Raw genomic sequence first — 20,633 nt, 5'->3', positions numbered from 1 at the left:
CGTGGAGCATGAAAACGAATTAATTGAAATTCTCAAACAGAATCGTTTTTTGATGACTATTTTGGACGATGTGTCTACTTTAGCCTTGCCGAATTGGTATCTGGCCGCAGGCGGCATTTTCCAGAACGTCTGGAACGCACAGGATGGAAAACCAGCAGGATACGGCCTGCATGACATTGACTTAGTATTTTTCGATGCCGAGCATATAGACCAGAAATTTGACGAGACGCTGGAAAAGAAGTTAAGCGCAAAGTTCCAGCTTGAATTTGACGTCCACAATGAAGCAGGCATGCACCTCAAGAATGGGCGAAGTCATCCCTACGAATCCAGTGAAGACGCGATTGCCAACTGGATTGCCACGGCACATTGCGTGGGAATAACCGGGACATCGTCGGCGATAAAAGTCTATGCGCCTTACGGCCTGGCAGATATCTTCAGCAAGACGGTTCGTCCGACCTATTCGCCAGAGATTTCCCGGCAGAAATATGAAGAAAAAGCAGCCAAGTGGCAAGCCAGATTTGACGGTCTGACGATTATTCCATTTCAGTCAGCGGCAGAGTGAAAATGTCCTGATTTCTTTCACACCACTGGTGCTCAGAGTTTCTGCGGCGTGCTGCAAAGTTGCGCCTGTCGTGTAAATGTCGTCAATCAGCAGAACTTTTTCAGGAATTTTAATTTTTCTCGCTGCTGCGAAACTGTTTTGGCTGGCGAGACGGTCCTCACGGCTGAGTGAACTTTGCTTGACAGCTTCTGACTTAACCAGCAAGTTCTGATAAGGAATTTTTGCAGCATTCAGAAAACCGGTGACCTGATTGAATCCCCGCTCCTGCATGCGTTTATCAGAGATTGGAATAGGCACAACGACAAAGTTTTTGTCGTTTTTTACTGGCCTGAAATATTGGGCAAAAATCTGACAAAGCTGAAAGTCGCCGACGAATTTGTAGCTGGAGAAGTATTCTTTCATGGCGTTATCGTAGCGGAAAACAGCACGGTGACTGACGATAATACCCTGACTCTCCCAATCCCGACAGTCTCGGCAAATTTCGGCTGTTCCGTCTTTCCAGCAGCGCGGACAATGATTTTCAGAAATTTTATGGAAATTTTCTTCGCATTTTTCACAGAGTGTGTTTGTCAGATTTGACAGCAGAAAAAGCTCATAAAATTTGAGCTGGAGTGGAATTCTTCGTTTACAGATGAGACAGTTCATGTGTTTTCCTCCCAAATCAGACGAATCCGCCGAGTTTATTCATTTCTTTTATCTCAGCAATTGCGCGGGTCATATCTCTGCTTCGGCCATCATGAAAGAAATAAACGAGACCTGTCGGCCGCTCTGGACTTCGGCCTGCACGTCCTGCAATCTGAACCAGGGCTGAACTTGTGAAGTTAAAATGGCCGGAATTGTAGACAAAAACATCGACTTTCGGAAAAGTCACGCCGCGTTCTAAGATGGTCGTCGTCACGAGAATTGTCAGCTCCTGCTCGCGAAACTGTCTGACAATCTCAAGCCGATTTTCAGTAGTAGAAGCGACAAAACCGATTCTTTCTTCGGGATAGTCCTTTTGCAGACTTTCAGCAAAAGCTTGTCCAAAGTCGATTTCCGGGGCAAAAATCAGCAGAGGAAATGCTGTTTTCCGCTGTTTTTTCATTTCAGACTTGAACTTTGTCATCCAGAGCATTTTCGGCACTACCAGAGGATTCCCGTGAAAACGCCGTGCCAATGCGACTTTCTGCAGTTTACCGGATTTGACTTGCTTATCCAGATTTCCGGTCGACGTGGCAGTCAGATAAATCAGTGCAGAATCAGGCATTCGGCTATGTTCAGCCGCAAAGTAAAGTATCTCATTGTCACGAAAAGGGAAGGCGTCAACCTCATCAATAATCAGCAGGTCAAAGGCCTCGCGGAAGCGCAGGAGCTGGTGTGTGGTCGCAATCACTAGCGGCGTGCGGAAATAGGGCTCGCCCTCGCCATGCAGCAGTGCAATCGGCAAGTCAAAATCGCGCGTCATACGCCCATGTAGCTCAATACAAACATCAATACGCGGTGTCGCAATCCCGACCATGCCGCCGCGTCGCAGCACCTCGTTGACCGCCTGATACATCATTTCTGTCTTGCCGGCTCCAGTCACGGCATGGACGAGAATCTGCTCACGTTTTTGCGCGGCGGCTATTAACCGCTCAGAAATTTCCTGCTGGTAGGCCGTCAATTCTCCCGTCCAGATTAAAGCATTTCGTGCCTCAAAACTTTTCTGCGGCAGCTGATAAAGTAATTCATCAGACCTGACGCGCCCCATATTAATACAGTCAGGACAATAGTAAGCTTCGATTTCCAGTAAGACCTCTGACTTAAAGTGAATCGTCCCGCAGCGATTACACTGGATTTTTCCGGAAGAAAGCTCGCTCATGCCGCTTTGCTGGATACAGTCGTCCGGCGCCTTTTCATCGTCTAAGTCTTTTTCTGTTAAGATTCGTCCCAATAATTTTTCCCTCATACTGTTTTATACGAAAAAAATTTGGAAATGTTACAGGTTTGTGTTAAAATTTTTTTATGGTTATCACAATCTCCAAGGATTGCAGTCACGAAATTGAGATTAAGAAGTCGCGTTTTATTTGTCAGCTGAAGCGAGTCAAGTCTGAGGATGAAGCGCGCGACTTTATTTCAGCGGTTAAGAAGCAGCATTACAAAGCAAACCACAATTGTTCGGCTTTTGTTTTGGGTAATAAACAAGAAATTCAGCGGACAAGTGACGATGGAGAGCCCAGCGGAACGGCGGGTGTTCCAATGCTTGAAGTTCTGAAAAAGCGAGAAATTACGGATGTCTGTGCTGTAGTAACCAGGTACTTCGGCGGTGTCAAGCTCGGCGCCGGAGGACTTATTCGGGCGTATGCAGGAGCAGTTGCTCAGGCGCTGGACGAGGTCGGCCTGGTCGAAATTGTTGAACAGCGGGAGTTGATTTTGACCATGGAGTATAAGTTTTTTGACGGTTTGGCGAATTTCCTGCCTGTTCCAGTTTCAGAGCAAAATTTCTCGGAAAATGTTGAGGTTAAGATTTTTCTGGACGAAACCAGGATTGAACAATTCAAGGAAGATTTGACAGAAAAATTCAACGGAAAAATCGCTGTAGAAACGGGAGGCAGGCAATTAGTGGAAGTTCCGGTGAAATAGACTTGCCCTTTGGCCTTTTGCGTGTTATAATAATTTTACCGTAATAGACGGGGTCGTTACGGATTCGACAGGCACTGCCTGCGCACCAACTGCAACTGCTGGCGGCACCAGCATAATCAGCCGCAGAAAAATAACTGCAAAAAATACAAACTCTTACGCACTCGCTGCCTAAACACCAGCTTGCGTGACTTTCGCGGCATCGCCGATGTGCAGCTGAAAGTCCTAATTTAGTCGGATAAGCAATCTGCAGCGTTTCGGGCAGATTGACGAAAATTTAGAGACTCGCGCCGGATGCGTTTTTGAGACTTTTTGGCTCAGGCGTTAAATTTCAGGAAGTCCTATGGTTGTAGAGGTTGATGATGCAAGGTGTTTGGACGCGGGTTCAATTCCCGCCGGCTCCAAAAGTAAGATTCAACAGAGTCTTATAATAAACCGCTTGATTGAGCGGTTTTCGTTTTTGATTACTGATGAAACTCGAAAAAAGGAAAAAACATGGAAATTAAATTCCCGAGTCACTTTGAGTGGGGAGCCGCTACCTCCGGCCCCCAGACAGAAGGCCGATTCAAGAAGCAGCACGACAACATTTTTGACTATGATTTCGATTGCTTCCAGGAACGTTTTTGGCACGCCATTGGACCAGACACAGCCAGTAACTTTTTCAATGACTTCCGCGAAGACATCAAACTGATGAAAGCCGCCGGGCTGAAGTCAGTCCGCACCAGCATCCAGTGGTCTCGCCTGATTGACGACCTCGAGCACAGCACAGTCAACTCGGACGCAGTCGAGTTTTACAGCGCAGTCATCGACGAATTTCTCAAAAACGGCATTCGCCCGATGATGAACCTGAATCACTTTGACCTGCCCGTTGACCTGCTTCATAAGTACGGCGGCTGGGAAAATCGTCATGTGGTCGACCTTTATGCCGATTTTGCCGCCAAATGCTTTGAACTCTTCGGTGACCGCGTGAGTGACTGGTTTACCTTCAACGAGCCGATGGTAGTTGCGGAGTGCGGTTACCTGCTGGGTTTTCATTATCCGGACATTTGTGACGGGAAAAAAGCCGTCCAAGTTGCTTATCACCTACAGTTAGCCTCAAGCACCGCAATCGCGAAATTCCGTGAAATCAATCAGAATCCAGCGGGCAGAATCGGCATTATACTGAATCTGACGCCCGTGTATGCCGCAAGCGACAGTCCAGCCGACAAAAAAGCCGCTGAAATTGCGGATTTATGGCAGAATCGCCTTTTTCTTGATGCTTCAGTCAAAGGCGAATTTCCAAGTCAATTGATAGAAATTTTAAAAAAAGAAAATGTTCTGTGGAATGCTGCAGAAGCTGATTTAGAGCTGATAAAGCAAAATAAAATTGATATGCTCGGTGTAAATTATTACCACCCAAGCCGTGTGCAGGAGCCGGAGTTTTCAAGTGACAGTCTCGCGCAGGACTGGCGTCCGGATAAATATTACGCGCCATACAACAAACGCGGCGTCCGCATGAATGCTGACCGCGGCTGGGAAATCCACCCTGAGACCATTTACGAAATCGCCACGCGCGTGCAGAACGAATACGGAAACCTGCCCTGGTTCATTTCAGAAAACGGCATGGGAGTTGAAAATGAGGCCCGCTTCATGAACGAAAACGGTGAAATTCAAGATGATTACCGCATTCAATTCATGACAGAGCATCTTTATTGGCTTCATAAAGCACTAGCAGAGGGAGCGAACTGTTTCGGCTATCACACTTGGACAGCGATTGACTGCTGGAGTTGGCGCAATTCATACAAGAACCGCTATGGCCTGATTTCACTGAATGTTCACACACAAATTAAGAAACTAAAAAAATCTGCCCATTGGTATAAAAAATTGACAGATTCAAATATTTTAGACATTTCCGATGAATTAATCCAAAAAATTGAAAAAGGATAAAAGAAAAAACGCACTACTAATAAGCACGTTTCAGCAATTTCCTGGTTGCCAAGACCAGGATTTTTTTATTTTCACCATCAGGCAATTTTGCAATGTCAGCCAGCGCCTTGTCTGTCAATCTCCCGGCAATTGCCAGAGCGTCAGATATTCCGCCGCTTGACTTGACGAGCTCCGCCAGACGATAAAGGTCGTTCAAACTCAGATTTTCAGCCTGTTCCATATAAGGCAGTATCTTTTCCGGCTCTTTATCGCGCGCCAGCAGTAGCGGCAGAGTGAAAACGCCCTGCTGAACATCAGTTAAAATCGGTTTTTCATTATTTAAATCAACAGAGAAATTTAGAATATCATCATAAATCTGAAAAGCCAGACCAATATTTCGCCCGATACGATGCGCCAAATTCTGGAGCGTCACATCCAAATTGCCGAAATAAGCCCCCTGATAACAGCTCAAACTGATGAGCTCAGCTGTCTTCCCGGCAATGGCCGTCAAATAACTGTAAACCTCAACATCCGTCTTAAAAGTCTGGTCTTTCTGCTTCAACTCGCCCATCAGAACCTTTTTCATGGACTTCGCACTATGATTGAGCAGCATACTCCCATTCATCGTCTCCGTCAGCAGCTCAAAATAAACCGTATAAACGAAATCCCCCGCATAAACTGCCGTATCTTTTCCCAGCTGATTCTGCAAAGTCGGGAAATTCCGGCGCGTCGGACTGTCGTCAATAATATCGTCGTGAATCAGCGTGGCCAAATGCAGTAATTCCAGAGAACTAGCGATTTTAACTAAGTCTTCAGCAGATTTGTCGGGCTGGCCTAAACCAGCGAACAAGAAAAAGAGTGCCGGCCGCACCATTTTCCCGCCATGAGTTGAAAACTCAGTCACAGCCTTTGATAACTCAACATTTTTTATCCGCAGACGTGACCGCATAAGCAGCCGGACTTCTTCCAGAAGCCGTTCAATCTCACGATATTCTTTCCAAAATGGAATCATATTTTCAGAGCGTTTCCTTTCAACTTTCATGAAGCTTTTCCCTAAATTAAACGCTTTACAGTTCAATTCTATCTACCTCATTTTAGCATAATAATGCCATAAAACGGTATTTCCAATCCCTGACAGCACACTTTTTGTACACTCTTGGTAAATCAGCCTAATAACGAAAAAGTTACTGTCAAATTCAGCAGCTATCTGTTATAATAATTGGGTAGAAGTTTATGGACGGTAGCCTTAATGGGAGGTGGTGCTTATGATGAAAATTATAGGCGCAAGCGCCTTATCAACTGAAAGGTAACAGATTTGACGGTTTTTCAGACACTGAGTCTTATGATTGCATTTGCAACCTTGATGATTCTTGTCAATAACAAGAAAAAATGACTGTCCAACTTTAGCGAGTAACGGTCATTTTTTGACATAACTTTGCTACCGTTCTTAAAACGGCTGCACTGGACTGGTTACAGCCAGTCCTTTTATATGTTTATTATACCACAGAAAAACCTGTTGTCAAATTTTACAGGCTCAGGCGTATACCTGGGCAAACCATTCCAGAAAGACCGAACATGAACTTCAAAATATTCTCAGAACTCATCGAACTAAAAGCCAAAACCGCCAGCATATTCCCGTTCCTCCTCGGCTTTGCCTATTCACTCTACCATTATCAGCGCGTCAACCCGATCCCGCTGGCCATCTATTTCATCGCCATGTTCCTGTTTAACTGTTTTGTCGACATCTGGGACAACTACTGCGACTACCACAAAGCCGTCGACACCGCCGATTACCAGAAAAACACCAACATCATCGGCCGGGAAAACCTTCCAATAAAGCTGATTCAAGGACTCCTGGCATTTTTCTTCTTCACTTCGCTGATTTTAGGCCTAATCGTCGCCGCCCTGACCGGATGGCCAGTCTTCGTGCTAGGCCTGATATGCTATGCAGTCGGCGTCTTCTATGCCGGCGGCCCCAAGCCCCTATCCAGCCTGCCAGTAGGCGAGCCCCTTTCCGGCCTCACCATGGGCTACCTCATCTTCCTCATCTGCGTTTACATCAACAGCTACACCGTCTTCAGCTGGAACGCCGCAACCCTCCTGCAAACCCTCCTCATCGCGCTCCCCAACGTCCTCCTCATCGCCAACCTCATGCTAGCCAATAACACCTGCGACCTCGCCGAAGACCAGTCCAACCACCGTTTCACCATCGTACACTACATCGGCCGGGAAAATGCTGTCCGCTGGTGGGCAACTGCCATAGCCTTAAGTTTCCTCGCCATCGCAGCCGCCGTCCTCCTGAAAATCCTTTCACCTGTCATGCTGCTGATATTTGTCATCCTCCCCCTGATAATAAGTTTCGCCAAACCCTACCTGAAAAAACAAGTCAAGCGTGAAACTTTTATCTGCTCAGTCAAAATTCTCATGGTCTTTCAGCTGGTACAAGTGATTTTATTATTCTTAAGCCTTATATAAAAGTTTGTTTGATTTTGAAATCATGAGATTTATGATATTGTGAAAAAAATTCCCTTGACTTTAAGAAAAAATTGAGTATAATAGTAAACACAATAATTGTCTGACTATTTTAGGAGAATTATTAGACTTATACTTATGAAAGAGGGATTTTTATGGAAAATTGGAAAAAACTTTCGCTAGGAGCAGCGACTTTAGGAGCAGCTGTTCTCCTGCTTGCTGGATGTTCATCAACAAGCGGGGGGGGGGGCTCTTCGTCTAATGGCATTAAAAGTGCCCGTGCGATTCATACAGCTATCCCAGCCGCGATTCAAACTTTGGACAGCTCTATTTTGACAGATACTTATTCAGGAGAAATTGTCGGAAATACGAATGCGGGTTTGACCCGTATTGACAAGAACGGCAAAGCTCAGCCTGAACTGGCAAAAAAAATTGATGTTTCAAAAGACGGCTTGACATACACTTTTACGCTGCGTGACGGCCTGAAGTGGTCAAATGACGATGCCATCACAGCAAATGACTTTGTATTTGCTTGGCAGCGTGCTGTAGACCCAGCCACAGCTTCTGAGTATGCCTTTATTTTAGCGCCGATTAAAAATGCGAATGAAATCAGCTCTGGCGACAATAAAGATGTGAAGTCATTGGCTGTTGAAGCAAAAGATGATAAGACACTCGTTGTCACTTTGAATAATCCTACACCTTATTTTAAAGATTTGTGTGCAATGTCAGCCTATCTTCCTCTGAATGAGAAAGTGGTTGAAAAGTACGGCAAACAATATGGTACCTCATCTGACAAGACAGTATACTCAGGACCTTATAAGTTCATTTCCGGTAAAAATGATTGGAATGGTTCAAACAATAATGTCTCCATCTATAAGAACGAGGATTACTGGGATGCGGACAGTGTTGTGAACAATGAAGTGCAGGTTCGAGTTGTGCAGGAACCAGTAACCGCATTCAACCTTTATAAACAGGATAAGCTGGATCAAGGAGGTATTGGAGATCCATCACTTTATAAAATTTACAAGAACGATAAGAAGCGTGTAGACATTCCTAATGCGGTAACTAGTTACCTTGAGTTTAATCAGTCAGGAAAAGGGGCCACTTCGCCAGAGGCGCAAAAAGCCCTGGCAAACCTGAAGATTCGCCAGGCAATTCTCCTGGCAACCAACCGTAAAGGTTATATAGATCAGCTTGTTCCGGCATACAAAGTTGCAACAAGTTTCACACCTGCCGGGATGTCAAAGACACCCTCAGGTGAGGATTTTGCAAAATACGCCGCTCAGGATTACAGCTATGATGCAGACAAAGCAAAAGAGCTCTGGACAGAGGGATTGAAAGAAGTTGGTCTTTCGTCAGTGACTCTAGAATTTCTTACTGACGATGGCAGTACATCAAAAGACGCTGCAACTTTCTTCAAAACTTCTTGGGAGAAAGACCTCCCGGGCTTGACTCTGAATCTCAAAACCGTGCCGTTTAAGCAGCGTCTGAACGATTCATCAAATGGTAACTTTGATATCGTCAATACACTTTGGGGCGGTGACTATGCAGATCCTACAACTTTCCTGGATTTGATGACAACAGGCAATGCTCAAAACAAAGGTCAATTCAGTAATGAAGCCTACGATAAGGCAATGGAAGCAGCTCACACGACAGATGTTCTGGATTCGGAGAAACTTTATGCAGACTACAAGGATGCAGAAGCTGCTCTTTATAATCAAGCCAGCATTGATCCGATTTATTTCCAGACAGCACCTGTTCTTCGAAATCCGAAATACAAAGGTGTTATCGCTAATGCAACCGGGATTCAATATGACTGGAAATACGCTTATATTGCAAAATAACCACAAGTGTTTCATATTGGCTCAAAGATGTAAACAAAATTAAAAAAGTAAAGACAAACTCCATTTCTAAAAGCAAATGGAGTTTGTCTACATTTTCAGAACAATTGTTCAAATATTTTTTTAGAAAAAATTATTTAGTATTTTTTCAGTATATCCCTTGACTTTAAGAAAAAATTAAGTATAATAATAAACATAACAATTATCTGACAATTCGGAAAGGTTGTTAACCAAATTAAATTCATGCATCTGAAAAAGGAAGGAATCTTATATGAAAAATTGGAAAAAACTCTCGCTGGGGGCAGCGACTGTAGGGGCAGCAGTTCTCTTGCTTGCCGGATGTTCATCAGGCGGGTCATCTGACGGCTCTTCAGCAAAAGGCATTAAGAGTGTACGTGCATTTAACACTTATGTTACTGCGCCTATTCAAACTTTGGACACCTCTATTTCGACAGACACTTATTCAGGAGAAGTTAGCGGAAATACGAACTCAGGTTTGACGCGTATTGATAAGAACGGCAAGGCTCAGCCTGAACTGGCAGAGAAGATTGACGTTTCAGAAGACGGCTTGACATACACTTTTACGCTGCGTGACGGCATAAAGTGGTCAAATGGCGATGCTATCACAGCCAATGACTTTGTTTTCGCTTGGCAGCGTGTTGTAGATCCTAAGACTGCTTCTGAGTACGGCTACATCATGGCGCCGATTAAAAATGCTAATGAGATTAACTCCGGCGACAATAAAGATGTGAAGTCTTTGGGTGTTGAAGCAAAAGACGACAAGACACTGGTTGTCACTTTGGCTAATCCTACACCATACTTTAAAGACTTGTGTGCGATGGCAACATATTTCCCTTTGAACGAGAAATTTGTTGAGAAGCAGGGTAAGCAATACGGAACTTCATCTGATAAGACTTTGTTCTCTGGGCCTTATAAGTTCGTTTCCGGCAAGAATGACTGGAACGGTTCAAACACCACTTTTTCTATCTACAAGAATAATGACTATTGGGATGCTAAAAGCGTTGTGAATAATGAGGTACATTTCCAGGTAATTCAGGAAGTGAATACTGCCTTTAACTCTTATAAGCAGGGCAAACTGGATTTGGCAAGCGTCTCTAATCCAGATCTTTACAAGGCCAATAAGGATGATAAGAATGCGACGAGGATTCCTGAGGCAACAACTTGTTATCTTGAATATAACCAGTCCGGCAAGGGAGCTACATCAGAAGATGCTCAGAAGGCTCTGGCAAATCTGAAGATTCGTCAGGCATTGAACCTTGCAACAAACCGTCAGGCTTATAATGACCAGCTTAATCCGTCATACTCAGTTGCAACCGGCTTTACACCTGCAGGTATGGCTAAGACCCCTGATGGTGAAGATTTTGCTAAATATGCTGCTCAAGATTACAGCTATGATGCAGACAAGGCTAAAGAACTTTGGAATGAAGGTCTGAAAGAAGTTGGTCTGAGTTCAGTATCACTTCAATTCCTGACAGATGACAGCCAGGCAGCAAAAGATGCCGCAACCTTCATGAAGGCTTCATGGGAGAAGGACCTTCCTGGTTTGACACTGGACCTTAAGATTGTACCATTCAAACAGCGTCTGAATGATTCATCAAATGGAAACTTTGATATCGTTAATACGCTTTGGGGCGGCGACTATGCAGACCCTACGACCTTCCTTGATTTGATGGTGACAACGAGCCAGCAGAACAACGGTAAGTTCAGCGATGCTGCTTATGACGCTGCAATGGAAGCGGCGCATTCAACCGATGTTCAGGATCCTGAGAAACTTTATGCGGACTATAAAGCTGCAGAAGCATCACTCTTTAAGAATGCTGAGGTTAATCCGATTTACTTCCGCTCAATGGTGTATCTTGTCAACCCTAATGTCAAAGGTGTTCTCTATAACGCAACAGGTGTCGACCGTGACTTCAAGTATGCCAATGTTACAAAATAAAGACAAGCGTCTTATAGCAAACATTGTAAGGACGGCAGCAATGCTGTCCTTGCTTTGTTGTATATAAGCCAAGAATAATTTAGAGGAGTTTATATGCTTAAATACATATTAAAACGCTTGGGAATGTTTGTTCTGACATTATTTATTGTCGTTTCTTTAACTTTTTTCATGATGCAGCTGATGCCAGGAACGCCATTTTCAAATCCAAAACTTTCACCCGACCAGCTGGCTGTCCTTTCTCATACCTATGGGTTGGATAAACCCCTTTGGGAGCAGTATTTCCTTTATCTGAGCCACATTGCGACAGGTAATTTTGGTGAATCTTTTATTTATAAAAATCAGCCGGTCTTGACGATGATTGCACAGCGTTTGCCAGTTTCTATGCAATTTGGCCTTCAGGCAGTTATCCTGGGTACCATTATTGGTATAATCCTCGGCATTCTGGCCGCCCTCCGCAAAAATACCTGGGTGGATAGCGTGATTAGTTTCATTGCTATCTTGGGCGCTTCAATTCCGAGTTTCGTTGTCGGTTCTCTTTTGCTTCTGCTGTTCGGCTTTTCGCTGCAGGTACTGCCGATTGCCGGCTGGGACGGATTTTCCTCGTCAATCATGCCGACCTTGGCGCTGTCCTTTGGAGCCATATCTAGTGTGACCAAATATGTCCGCTCGGAGATGATTGAGTCTATGAATTCAGACTACATCTTGCTGGCACGCTCGAAAGGTCTGTCCGAAGGAGAGGTTGTAAGAAAGCATGCTTTGCGCAATTCACTGATGCCGCTCTTAACTTTACTCGGGCCAATGTTTGCCGGCGCCATTACAGGTTCTGTGCTGCTGGAAAGAATCTTTAATATTCCAGGAATTGGTTCTCAATTCGTTGATTCAATCCCAGCTAAGGATTTCCCGGTTATCATGGCAACAACCATTGTTTATGCAGCAGCGCTGATGATTTTCATCCTGATTACAGATATTTTGATGGCAATTGTCGATCCGCGTGTGCGTTTAGCTTAAGGAGGGTAAAATAATGGAAAATACAAAAAAAGATTTTACTCTTGTTGGAGCAAAAGGTTCAAGTGCCAATGAGGCGATTTCAAAGCCGGCTTTGACTTTCCTTCAGGATGCTTGGCGTCGTTTTAAGATGAATAAAGCTTCTGTCGTCGCTTTGATTGTTGTTTGTCTGACAGTTTTATACGCGGTGATTTCTATTCCAGCGATTTCGACCGAGGATGCGAATAACTATAACCCGGATAAAATGGGTGTTTACGGGAATTTGCCGCCGAAGCTCGGCAATCTGAATATTCCCGGCTGGAACGGTTATTTCACACTTCCGGGGCAAACGACTGGCTCTGATGTTTATAAGGACCAAAAGGTTCCAGAAAAAACTTCCTATGTTTTTGGAACGGATAAGTTCGGCCGCTCAATGGCGAAACGTCTGACGGTCGGTCTGCGTATTTCATTGATTATCGCCTTTGCGGCAACGGTCATTGCTGTGGTCATTGGTGTAACTTACGGACTGATTTCCGGATGGTTGGGCGGTACGGTCGATTTGATTATGCAGCGTATCATTGAGATTATCAATTCGATTCCGGACCTGGTTATTATCACGATGCTATCGCTCTTGCTGGGACAAAGTATCTGGTCGATTATTATTGCGATTGGTATCTTTGCCTGGACGGGAATGGCCCGGCAGGTTCGAAACCAGGTGCTGACTTATAAGGAGCGGGATTTCATTCTGGCAGCTAAAACTTTAGGTGAGCCGACTTGGCGTATCGCTTTGCGCCATTTGATTCCGAATATCTCAGGTGTTATTATTGTCAATGTTTCCTTGCTGATTCCGAGCATGATTATGTATGAGGCGGTGCTTTCTGCGATTAACCTTGGTGTTAAGCCGCCGACGGCATCACTAGGTACGATGATTAATGACGGCCTGGCAACTTTGCAGTTCTATTATTATCAGCTCGTAGAACCAGCTGTTGTCTTGTCGCTCTTGTCGCTTTGCTTTATCTTCGTCGGTGATGGCTTGCGCGACGCTTTCGACCCTAAATCAAGTGAGGACTAAATCATGGCAGAAAATATTTTAGAAGTAAAAAATCTGCATGTGGATTTCCACACTTATGCAGGTGAAGTAAAGGCGATTCGCAATGTTTCTTTCACGCTGAAAGAGGGCGAAACGCTGGCAATTGTGGGCGAGTCCGGCTCTGGCAAGTCAGTTACGACAAAGACACTGATGGGACTTAATGCCAAAAATGCGATTATTCCTGAGGGTGAGCTGCTTTTCAAAGGCAAAGACCTTTTGAAGTCGACAGAAAAAGACTGGCAGCATATCCGCGGCAATGAGATTTCCATGATTTTCCAGGATCCGATGACATCGCTCGATCCGACCATGCGTATTGGTAATCAGATTGCGGAGCCGTTGACAAAACATAAGGGAATGAGCAAGAAAGAGGCTTTGGCGCGTGCGTTGGAGCTGATGACACAGGTTGGAATTCCTGACCCTGAGATTCATATCCGTGATTATCCGCATCAATGGTCTGGCGGTATGCGTCAGCGTGCGGTTATCGCAATCGCTCTCGCGGCTGAACCGGATATCCTGATTGCAGATGAGCCGACTACGGCGCTTGACGTAACGATTCAGGCACAAATCATGCACATGATGGCTGAGCTGCAGCAGAAAATCAATTCATCGATTATCTTTATCACGCACGACCTTGGCGTTGTGGCAGGCTTTGCGAACCGCGTCGCCGTCATGTATGCGGGAGAAATCGTGGAGTTCGGTACGGTTGAGGAGATTTTCTACAATCCGCAGCATCCCTACACTTGGGGACTTCTTGATTCGATGCCGACAGTGGATACAAATTCAGACCGCTTGGCTTCAATTCCGGGCACACCGCCTGATTTGCTGAATCCGCCGAAAGGTGATGCTTTTGCGGCGCGTAACAAGTATGCTTTGGCCATTGATTCTGAAGAGGAACCTCCATTCTTTAAGGTGTCTGAAACTCATTCAGCTAAGACTTGGTTATTGGATGAGCGCGCACCTAAGGTTGAGCCGTCTGAAAACATCAAAAAACGCTGGGCGCGCTGGGCAGAAATGAAAAACGGAGGTGCAGCAGAATGATTAAATCTGATAAAAAACTGATTGAACTGAAAAATCTGAACCTCATTTTCAATAAGGGCAAACGTAATGCCAACAAGGCCATTAACAACGTCTCATTTGAGATTTACGAGGGTGAAACGTTTGGTCTGGTAGGTGAGTCCGGCTCTGGCAAAACAACCATCGGACGTGCCATTTTGAAGCTCTATGACCGAGACATTGCGTCAGGCCAGATTCTCTTTGATGGAGAAGATGTCAAGAAATTAGGCGGCAAGGAACTGGTTGATTTTCGCTCAAAAGCGCAGATGATTTTCCAGGATCCGCAGGCCTCACTGGACGGTCGTATGCGTGTCCGCGACATCATTGCCGAGGGGCTGGATGCCAATGGACTGGCGAAAACTAAAGAAGAGCGAGATGCCCGTGTACTGGAGCTGCTCCGTCTTGTCGGGCTGAATGACGACCATATGACGCGTTATCCGCATGAATTTTCCGGCGGTCAGCGTCAGCGTATCGGTATTGCCCGTGCCTTGGCCGTTAAGCCGAAGTTCATCGTGGCCGATGAGCCAATCTCAGCCCTTGACGTTTCGATTCAAGCGCAGGTTGTCAATCTGATGCAGGACATTCAGGAACAAGAGGGATTGACATATCTCTTCATTGCTCATGATTTGTCAATGGTGAAATATATTTCAGACCGTATCGGTGTCATGCACTGGGGCAAAATCTTGGAAATCGGGACTTCGGAGGCGGTTTATAACCATCCGATTCATCCCTACACGAAGTCGCTCCTGAGCTCAATTCCTGCGCCTGACCCGCTTTACGAGCGTCAACGTACGCCGATTGTTTATGATCCGACAAACGAAACTGACGGACAGATTCGTGAAATGCGTGAAATCGTGCCTGGTCACTTTGTATTTTCAACGGAAGAAGAAGCTGAAAAATACAAAAAGACAGCAACTGTCTAAATTAATTAAAAGCCGTGAGAACGGCTTTTTTACTGGGCTGACGATTAATTGTTCTAATTAATTTCGGGATTTTGGTAGCTGACGACTTGAATTCTTTTTCTTCTTTGGTAAAATAGTAAATACAGCATAAAAATGCTAGTTAACTTAACTTCATGAAAAAAGATAACCATTCTAACAAAAGATACATTTACGGAATTAACGCTTTACGCTCACTTGGTGTGCTTGGCGTTATATTCTACCATGTCACGCCTAAGCTTTTGCCTGGCGGTTATTTGGCTGTTCAGATTTTTTTCGTACTGACTGGATTTTTATTGACGCGTTCACTCCTTGCCGAATATCGCGCTTCTAGAGAAATTCGCTGGAAAGAATTTTTCCTTAAGCGCATCAAACGAATTTATCCTCAGATGCTTCTAGTTTTTCTTGTATCAGCTTTCTTTTTTCTGATATTTCAGCCGAAGATGCTGACTGGGATGCGGGAAACTTTCTTGTCGAGCCTGTTTTCCGTCAATAATTGGTGGCAGATTGCGGACGGCGCTTCTTATTTTGCAAATTTTGCACAGACGGCAAATAATGCCTTTAAACATGTTTATTTTCTATCAATTGAGGGGCAATTTGCAGTTGTTCTGGCCTTGCTGATGCTCATTCTGCCTAAGAAAAAGGGGAAAAAGCTGCCGGTAATCATGCTGTTATTGCTCAGTCTCGTCTCTGGACTTGCGATGGCGCTGATGTTTAAGACGGGAGGCGACCCGACTCGTGTTTACTACGGAACGGATACACGAATCTTTGCACTGCTGATAGGCGCAGCTCTGGCTTTTGCCGAATCTGGCCAAAAAGTCAGACTGAAACGAAGATTAGTCCAGTTTCTTGCACTCATTGCCTTTTTGGAAATTCTCGCTGCTATGTTTCTCTTGCCGGACAAATCAGTTTTCGTCTATCGCGGCGGAATGTATCTCTTCAGTTTGCTTGCGGCGCTGATAATTTGGCTGTTTGCTACCCTGAATTTCGGCAGGAACCGACTCCTGTCCAACGGATTTTTCAAATACCTAGGCTCGCGCTCCTATGCCATCTATCTTTGGCAGCTTCCTGTTTTTGCTGTAGTCGAAAACTGGGGAATCAACAGCTCTCTCTGGTACAATGTGCTCTGGGAACTGGCTCTGATACTTCTTTTATCTGAGATTTCCTATCGTTTAGTAGAAAAGCCGTTCGGCCAAATTTCGTTGGAGTCTGTAAAAGAATTCTTTACCCGAAATTTGCGCTCCGTCCGGAAACTGCCGATTTATGCGCTGATACCGCTGGGAATTGCTGGACTTGTCATCATCGTTTCGTCTCCTGCCCAGTCTGAAGACATTAAACGCCTAGAGAAGACAATTGCCGGCAATAAGTTAGCTGTGGAGTCGCATAATCGTGAACTGCTGACTTCAAAAGGAAGCAGCAGCTCGAGTGCTGTATCTTCATCTAGTTCTGCTTCCAGTTCTGGTGACAGCACAGAATCTAAGCCAAGCAGCACTTCGCCGGAAAGCTCAAAAGCTTCAGAAGAAACTGCGGACACGCCAAGTTCTTCATCAAGCACAACGGCTAGCAGTACAACCAGTGCATCCAGCGCCCCCAGCAGTACAGAGTCTTCTCCCGTTGTTCCGGCAGATTATCCGATGGCTGCTGTAGGCGATTCGGTCATGCTGGATGTGTCAGACAGACTGCAGCAGACATTTCCGCAAATGTACCTTGACGGACAAGTCGGGCGTCAGGCAGATGCCGGAGCCGCAGTTCTGCAGGCTCTACCGCCGGGAATTCTTGCAAATGCGAAAGCTATTCTGATTGACCTTGGAATCAACGGCACCATCAGCGATGCAGATATTAATTCTGTCATGGCTGTTGCCGCCGGTCGTCCTGTCTTTTGGGTGAATGTTCGCGTGCCGCGAAGCTGGGAAGCTGGAGATAACGCAGCACTGGCCAATGCTGCCAAGAGTCACCCGAATCTTCATGTGTTAGACTGGTATAACACGTCCATCAACCACCCTGAGTATTTTGTTTCTGATGAAGTCCATTTAACCAGCGACGGCATCACAGCCTACGTGCAGCTCATTACTCAAGCGGTCATGAAGCAGGGATAAAACAACATTTTATGGCAAACTTTTACAACAAAAGATATACAAAAACCCTCGGCTTTCTGTTATAATAAAACCTATGAATTTACAAGAAGAAATACAGACTAGGCGAACTTTCGCGATTATCTCTCACCCCGACGCCGGAAAAACGACGATTACCGAGCAGCTGCTGAAATTCGGCGGGGCCATTCGCGAGGCGGGCACGGTCAAGGCGCGTAAAACCGGCAATTTCGCCAAGTCCGACTGGATGGATATCGAAAAAGTGCGCGGCATCTCGGTGACATCGTCTGTGATGCAGTTTGACTATGCCGGAAAACGCGTCAACATCCTTGATACGCCTGGGCATGAGGACTTCTCAGAAGACACTTACCGGACGCTGATGGCAGTGGACGCGGCGGTCATGGTCATCGACTCGGCCAAAGGTATCGAGGCGCAGACGAAGAAGCTCTTTCAGGTCGTAAAGCACCGCCACATCCCCGTTTTCACCTTTATCAACAAACTCGACCGCGACGGCCGCGAGCCGCTGGATTTGCTGTCAGAGCTCGAAGAGGTCCTCGGAATCAGCTCAGTGCCGATGAACTGGCCGATTGGCATGGGGAAAAATTTCCAGGGCTTATATGACTTTGATAATGAGCGCGTGGAAGTCTATCAGCCGGCCGACGGCGAGCGTTTTGTCCCCTTCTCGGAGGTGGGCAGTCATCCTTTGGCGCGCAATCCTTTTTATGAGCAGGCAGTTGAAGATGCAGAACTTCTGGCAGATGCCGGCAACGAATTTGATGAATCTGCAGTGCTGGCTGGAGAATTGACGCCCGTCTTCTTTGGCTCGGCATTAACGAGCTTTGGTGTCCAGACATTCCTGGAGACATTCCTGAAATTTGCGCCGGAGCCAGGCAGCCACAAGACAGTCTACGGAACTGAAGTGAATCCCATGAATCCGGATTTCTCAGGCTTTGTCTTCAAAATCCAGGCCAATATGGACCCCAAACATCGCGACCGTATCGCCTTCGTACGTATCGTTTCCGGAGAATTTGAGCGCGGCATGAGCGTGAATTTGCTCCGCACAGGCAAGCAGGTCAAATTATCAAACGTGACCCAGTTTATGGCCGACAGTCGAGAAAATGTCCAGAATGCTGTCGCAGGCGACATTATCGGCGTCTACGATACGGGGACTTACCAGGTAGGCGATACACTTGCGACCGGCAAGCTGAAAACAGCTTTTGAACCGCTGCCGACCTTTACACCAGAGCTTTTCGTGCGTGTTTCCGCCAAGAATGTTATGAAGCAGAAATCATTCCAGAAGGGGATTGAACAGCTTGTCCAAGAAGGTGCCATCCAGTTATACCGCACCTACACAACGAATGAAATTATGCTCGGCGCCGTTGGTCAACTTCAGTTTGAAGTTTTCAAAGACCGCATGGAGCGCGAATACAACGCCGACATCGTCATGACGCCGCTCGGCAGTAAAACCGTGCGCTGGATTGACCCGGAGCAGCTGGACGAAAAAATGTCCAGCTCCCGCAATATCCTCGCGCGCGACCGCTTTGACCACCCGCTTTTCTTGTTTGAAAACGACTTTGCCATGCGCTGGTTCGTGGACAAATACCCGGATGTCAAGCTTTACACAGAATTCAACGTTTAATCTGAGTAAACATGGCTTGGGAAGCAATTCCCAGGCTTTTTTTGCCAAAAAAACAGCTGAATCTGTTAAAATAATGGGCAGGAGTAGACAGAATGTCCATTAAAAAATTATTTCAAACAAGAAAGCGAAGAATGCTCACCTCCATTTTGAGCATACTCATCGTGGCTGGCGCGGCAATTATACTCTGGACTGTTTTTGGACCCGGACTTACATCTGATATCGACCCGAGTTACGCAAAGGTCGCAGTTCCTGCAGGTGAGGCGTCAGACGAGCCTTTGCGCTCAGAAGCAGCGTTTACGAAAGCCATGAAAAACTACCCTGTGATTAAAGAGTCTATCGACGGTAATGTGCCGTTACCAGGGATTTACAGCTCTTATGGTCTTCGGAAAAAGGCGGACAAGGCCTATGAGCTGGTAAAATCAGAAAATTACACGCCGCAGGGCATTACCATCAGTGACCGCTACATCTTCATTTCAGCTTATGACCATGAACATAAATTGAACTCAGTCATCTTCATGATAGATTATCGTAGCGGTAAATACGTCAAGACAATTGGATTGGATAATAAGGCACATGTCGGCGGACTCGGCTATGACTTGCAGATGGGGATACTTTGGGTCAGCGATTCCCACGGCGGAAAAGCTGTTCTTTCGGGAATTAATCAGGCTGACATTGACGAATATGACATGAAAGAGAAAGAGCCGATTTTTTATACTGCTAAGCTGACTTTGGATACAATTAAAGCAGCCTCTACCGTCGAATTTCACAAGAATAATCTCTTGGTGGGTTACTTCAGCCAAAAATCAGGCGGCGGACAGATTCAAGTTTTCAAAACGAAATTTGAAAAGGGAGAAGACGGCACTTATTTTCTCACAGCCGGAAATGCAAAAAAAGAGAGCTACACGAAATCCGGCGTCTGGCACATTTCGGCAAACTCTGCCTACTCTGTGCCAGCAGAGGTTCAGGGACTGGCGGTAGACGATGGCTATCTTTTCATGTCACGCTCTTTTGGAAATAAAGACTCTAAGATTACCCGTTATAGCATACAGGTAAACGGCAGTAAAGTTCAGTTTGGAAAAGGAGAAACTGTGAAAGCACCGCCTTATCTAGAGCAAGTAGCCATTACGAGATTCAGGCCCAATGGCAAAGATAAGGTAATCACGGTTCTCTTTCCACTGTTTGAAAGTTCACAAATCAATTATCGACGCAAAACAAATGCCTTCGTGGACCGAATTTTCGGAATTTCAGAGGCAACATTCGACAAGTATGCCAAGAAGGACAAAGCCTCTGCCAAGCCGAAATCAATACCGGTAAAAGCCGTCACTGGAAAATCAAGTTAATTTGTGATATAATTATTTTACTTTCAAGGGGGAAGTCATCTTCCCCTTTTGTAATGGAATAAGTAAAGACCTTGTTAGCAGGCCTTCGGGAAGCTGCCGAGATTATATTTTTGAGTCTTTACTGTTTCAAAAAAATATAAGGAGAACGAGTCTCTTGTTAA

16 protein-coding genes and 1 other RNA gene are annotated in these 20,633 nt (G+C 45.6%); 14 read left to right on the top strand and 3 right to left on the bottom strand.

Annotation, left to right across the window (positions count from 1 at the left end; translation table 11 throughout):
• The first annotated feature begins 1 nt into the window (after position 1).
• Positions 2–562 carry a nucleotidyltransferase family protein gene (locus ACYQ2E_RS04315; protein ID WP_460016836.1) on the top strand — a complete coding sequence of 187 codons (561 nt, stop codon included), beginning with the start codon at positions 2–4 and terminating at the stop codon, positions 560–562.
• Here ACYQ2E_RS04315 and ACYQ2E_RS04310 read toward each other — a convergent pair.
• Both ACYQ2E_RS04310 and ACYQ2E_RS04305 read right to left on the bottom strand, forming a co-directional pair.
• Positions 548–1,207, bottom strand: a complete 660-nt coding sequence (locus tag ACYQ2E_RS04310) for a ComF family protein (protein ID WP_460016835.1) — start codon at positions 1,205–1,207, stop codon at positions 548–550. The two genes, ACYQ2E_RS04315 and ACYQ2E_RS04310, sit on opposite strands and share 15 nt — an antisense overlap.
• 16 nt (positions 1,208–1,223) lie before the next feature.
• The gene (locus ACYQ2E_RS04305) at positions 1,224–2,489 is read right to left on the bottom strand and encodes a DEAD/DEAH box helicase (RefSeq protein WP_460016834.1); all 1,266 of its coding nucleotides are present in this window, start codon (positions 2,487–2,489) and stop codon (positions 1,224–1,226) included.
• 56 nt (positions 2,490–2,545) lie between these two features.
• Between ACYQ2E_RS04305 and ACYQ2E_RS04300 the strand changes: the two genes are divergently transcribed.
• From ACYQ2E_RS04300 to ACYQ2E_RS04290, 3 genes are all read left to right on the top strand, one after another.
• Complete coding sequence (locus ACYQ2E_RS04300) at positions 2,546–3,163, top strand: YigZ family protein (RefSeq protein WP_460016833.1); 618 nt, start codon at positions 2,546–2,548, stop codon at positions 3,161–3,163.
• A gap of 49 nt (positions 3,164–3,212) precedes the next feature.
• Positions 3,213–3,567: a transfer-messenger RNA gene (ssrA, locus tag ACYQ2E_RS04295) on the top strand.
• An 88-nt stretch (positions 3,568–3,655) separates the two neighbouring features.
• The gene (locus ACYQ2E_RS04290) at positions 3,656–5,086 is read left to right on the top strand and encodes a glycoside hydrolase family 1 protein (protein ID WP_460016832.1); all 1,431 of its coding nucleotides are present in this window, start codon (positions 3,656–3,658) and stop codon (positions 5,084–5,086) included.
• A 16-nt stretch (positions 5,087–5,102) separates the two neighbouring features.
• Here the strand turns inward: ACYQ2E_RS04290 and ACYQ2E_RS04285 are convergent, their stop codons facing one another.
• A complete protein-coding gene (locus tag ACYQ2E_RS04285) occupies positions 5,103–6,077 on the bottom strand; it encodes a polyprenyl synthetase family protein (RefSeq protein ID WP_460016886.1) in 975 nt (324 codons plus the stop codon).
• Positions 6,078–6,640: 563 nt separating this feature from the next.
• Here ACYQ2E_RS04285 and ACYQ2E_RS04280 point away from each other — a divergent pair.
• The 10 genes from ACYQ2E_RS04280 (at position 6,641) to ACYQ2E_RS04235 (ending at position 20,472) form a co-directional block, all read left to right on the top strand.
• The gene (locus tag ACYQ2E_RS04280; protein ID WP_460016831.1) at positions 6,641–7,540 is read left to right on the top strand and encodes a 1,4-dihydroxy-2-naphthoate polyprenyltransferase; all 900 of its coding nucleotides are present in this window, start codon (positions 6,641–6,643) and stop codon (positions 7,538–7,540) included.
• A gap of 152 nt (positions 7,541–7,692) precedes the next feature.
• Positions 7,693–9,381, top strand: a complete 1,689-nt coding sequence (locus ACYQ2E_RS04275; RefSeq protein WP_460016830.1) for a peptide ABC transporter substrate-binding protein — start codon at positions 7,693–7,695, stop codon at positions 9,379–9,381.
• A 268-nt stretch (positions 9,382–9,649) separates the two neighbouring features.
• Complete coding sequence (locus ACYQ2E_RS04270; protein WP_460016829.1) at positions 9,650–11,338, top strand: peptide ABC transporter substrate-binding protein; 1,689 nt, start codon at positions 9,650–9,652, stop codon at positions 11,336–11,338.
• A 93-nt stretch (positions 11,339–11,431) separates the two neighbouring features.
• Entirely contained in the window at positions 11,432–12,346 is a 915-nt protein-coding gene (locus tag ACYQ2E_RS04265) for an ABC transporter permease (protein WP_460016828.1), read from the top strand.
• Between the two features lie 13 nt (positions 12,347–12,359).
• On the top strand, positions 12,360–13,394 hold the full coding sequence (locus tag ACYQ2E_RS04260; protein WP_460016827.1) for an ABC transporter permease: 1,035 nt from the start codon (positions 12,360–12,362) through the stop codon (positions 13,392–13,394).
• A 3-nt stretch (positions 13,395–13,397) separates the two neighbouring features.
• On the top strand, positions 13,398–14,450 hold the full coding sequence (locus ACYQ2E_RS04255; RefSeq protein WP_460016826.1) for an ABC transporter ATP-binding protein: 1,053 nt from the start codon (positions 13,398–13,400) through the stop codon (positions 14,448–14,450).
• Positions 14,447–15,388, top strand: coding sequence for an ABC transporter ATP-binding protein (locus ACYQ2E_RS04250; RefSeq protein ID WP_460016825.1), 942 nt, complete (start codon positions 14,447–14,449; stop codon positions 15,386–15,388). Before ACYQ2E_RS04255 ends, ACYQ2E_RS04250 begins: the two co-directional genes overlap by 4 nt.
• 152 nt (positions 15,389–15,540) lie before the next feature.
• Positions 15,541–17,499, top strand: a complete 1,959-nt coding sequence (locus tag ACYQ2E_RS04245) for an acyltransferase family protein (protein ID WP_460016824.1) — start codon at positions 15,541–15,543, stop codon at positions 17,497–17,499.
• A 73-nt stretch (positions 17,500–17,572) separates the two neighbouring features.
• Positions 17,573–19,132, top strand: coding sequence for a peptide chain release factor 3 (locus ACYQ2E_RS04240; RefSeq protein ID WP_460016823.1), 1,560 nt, complete (start codon positions 17,573–17,575; stop codon positions 19,130–19,132).
• A 92-nt stretch (positions 19,133–19,224) separates the two neighbouring features.
• Complete coding sequence (locus tag ACYQ2E_RS04235) at positions 19,225–20,472, top strand: hypothetical protein (RefSeq protein ID WP_460016822.1); 1,248 nt, start codon at positions 19,225–19,227, stop codon at positions 20,470–20,472.
• Positions 20,473–20,633: the final 161 nt, after the last annotated feature.

Source organism: Lactovum odontotermitis (assembly GCF_054658595.1).
The sequence above is the reverse complement of the archived record's forward strand: the minus strand, read 5'-3'. Positions and strand labels throughout refer to the sequence as shown.

Coding starts and splice junctions, on each gene's coding strand:
- ACYQ2E_RS04310 (WP_460016835.1), bottom strand. CDS start 1,207: ATGAACTGTCTCATCTGTAAACGAAGAATTCCACTCCAGCTCAAATTT.
- ACYQ2E_RS04305 (WP_460016834.1), bottom strand. CDS start 2,489: ATGAGGGAAAAATTATTGGGACGAATCTTAACAGAAAAAGACTTAGAC.
- ACYQ2E_RS04300 (WP_460016833.1), top strand. CDS start 2,546: ATGGTTATCACAATCTCCAAGGATTGCAGTCACGAAATTGAGATTAAG.
- ACYQ2E_RS04290 (WP_460016832.1), top strand. CDS start 3,656: ATGGAAATTAAATTCCCGAGTCACTTTGAGTGGGGAGCCGCTACCTCC.
- ACYQ2E_RS04285 (WP_460016886.1), bottom strand. CDS start 6,077: ATGATTCCATTTTGGAAAGAATATCGTGAGATTGAACGGCTTCTGGAA.
- ACYQ2E_RS04280 (WP_460016831.1), top strand. CDS start 6,641: ATGAACTTCAAAATATTCTCAGAACTCATCGAACTAAAAGCCAAAACC.
- ACYQ2E_RS04275 (WP_460016830.1), top strand. CDS start 7,693: ATGGAAAATTGGAAAAAACTTTCGCTAGGAGCAGCGACTTTAGGAGCA.
- ACYQ2E_RS04270 (WP_460016829.1), top strand. CDS start 9,650: ATGAAAAATTGGAAAAAACTCTCGCTGGGGGCAGCGACTGTAGGGGCA.
- ACYQ2E_RS04265 (WP_460016828.1), top strand. CDS start 11,432: ATGCTTAAATACATATTAAAACGCTTGGGAATGTTTGTTCTGACATTA.
- ACYQ2E_RS04260 (WP_460016827.1), top strand. CDS start 12,360: ATGGAAAATACAAAAAAAGATTTTACTCTTGTTGGAGCAAAAGGTTCA.
- ACYQ2E_RS04255 (WP_460016826.1), top strand. CDS start 13,398: ATGGCAGAAAATATTTTAGAAGTAAAAAATCTGCATGTGGATTTCCAC.
- ACYQ2E_RS04250 (WP_460016825.1), top strand. CDS start 14,447: ATGATTAAATCTGATAAAAAACTGATTGAACTGAAAAATCTGAACCTC.
- ACYQ2E_RS04245 (WP_460016824.1), top strand. CDS start 15,541: ATGAAAAAAGATAACCATTCTAACAAAAGATACATTTACGGAATTAAC.
- ACYQ2E_RS04240 (WP_460016823.1), top strand. CDS start 17,573: ATGAATTTACAAGAAGAAATACAGACTAGGCGAACTTTCGCGATTATC.
- ACYQ2E_RS04235 (WP_460016822.1), top strand. CDS start 19,225: ATGTCCATTAAAAAATTATTTCAAACAAGAAAGCGAAGAATGCTCACC.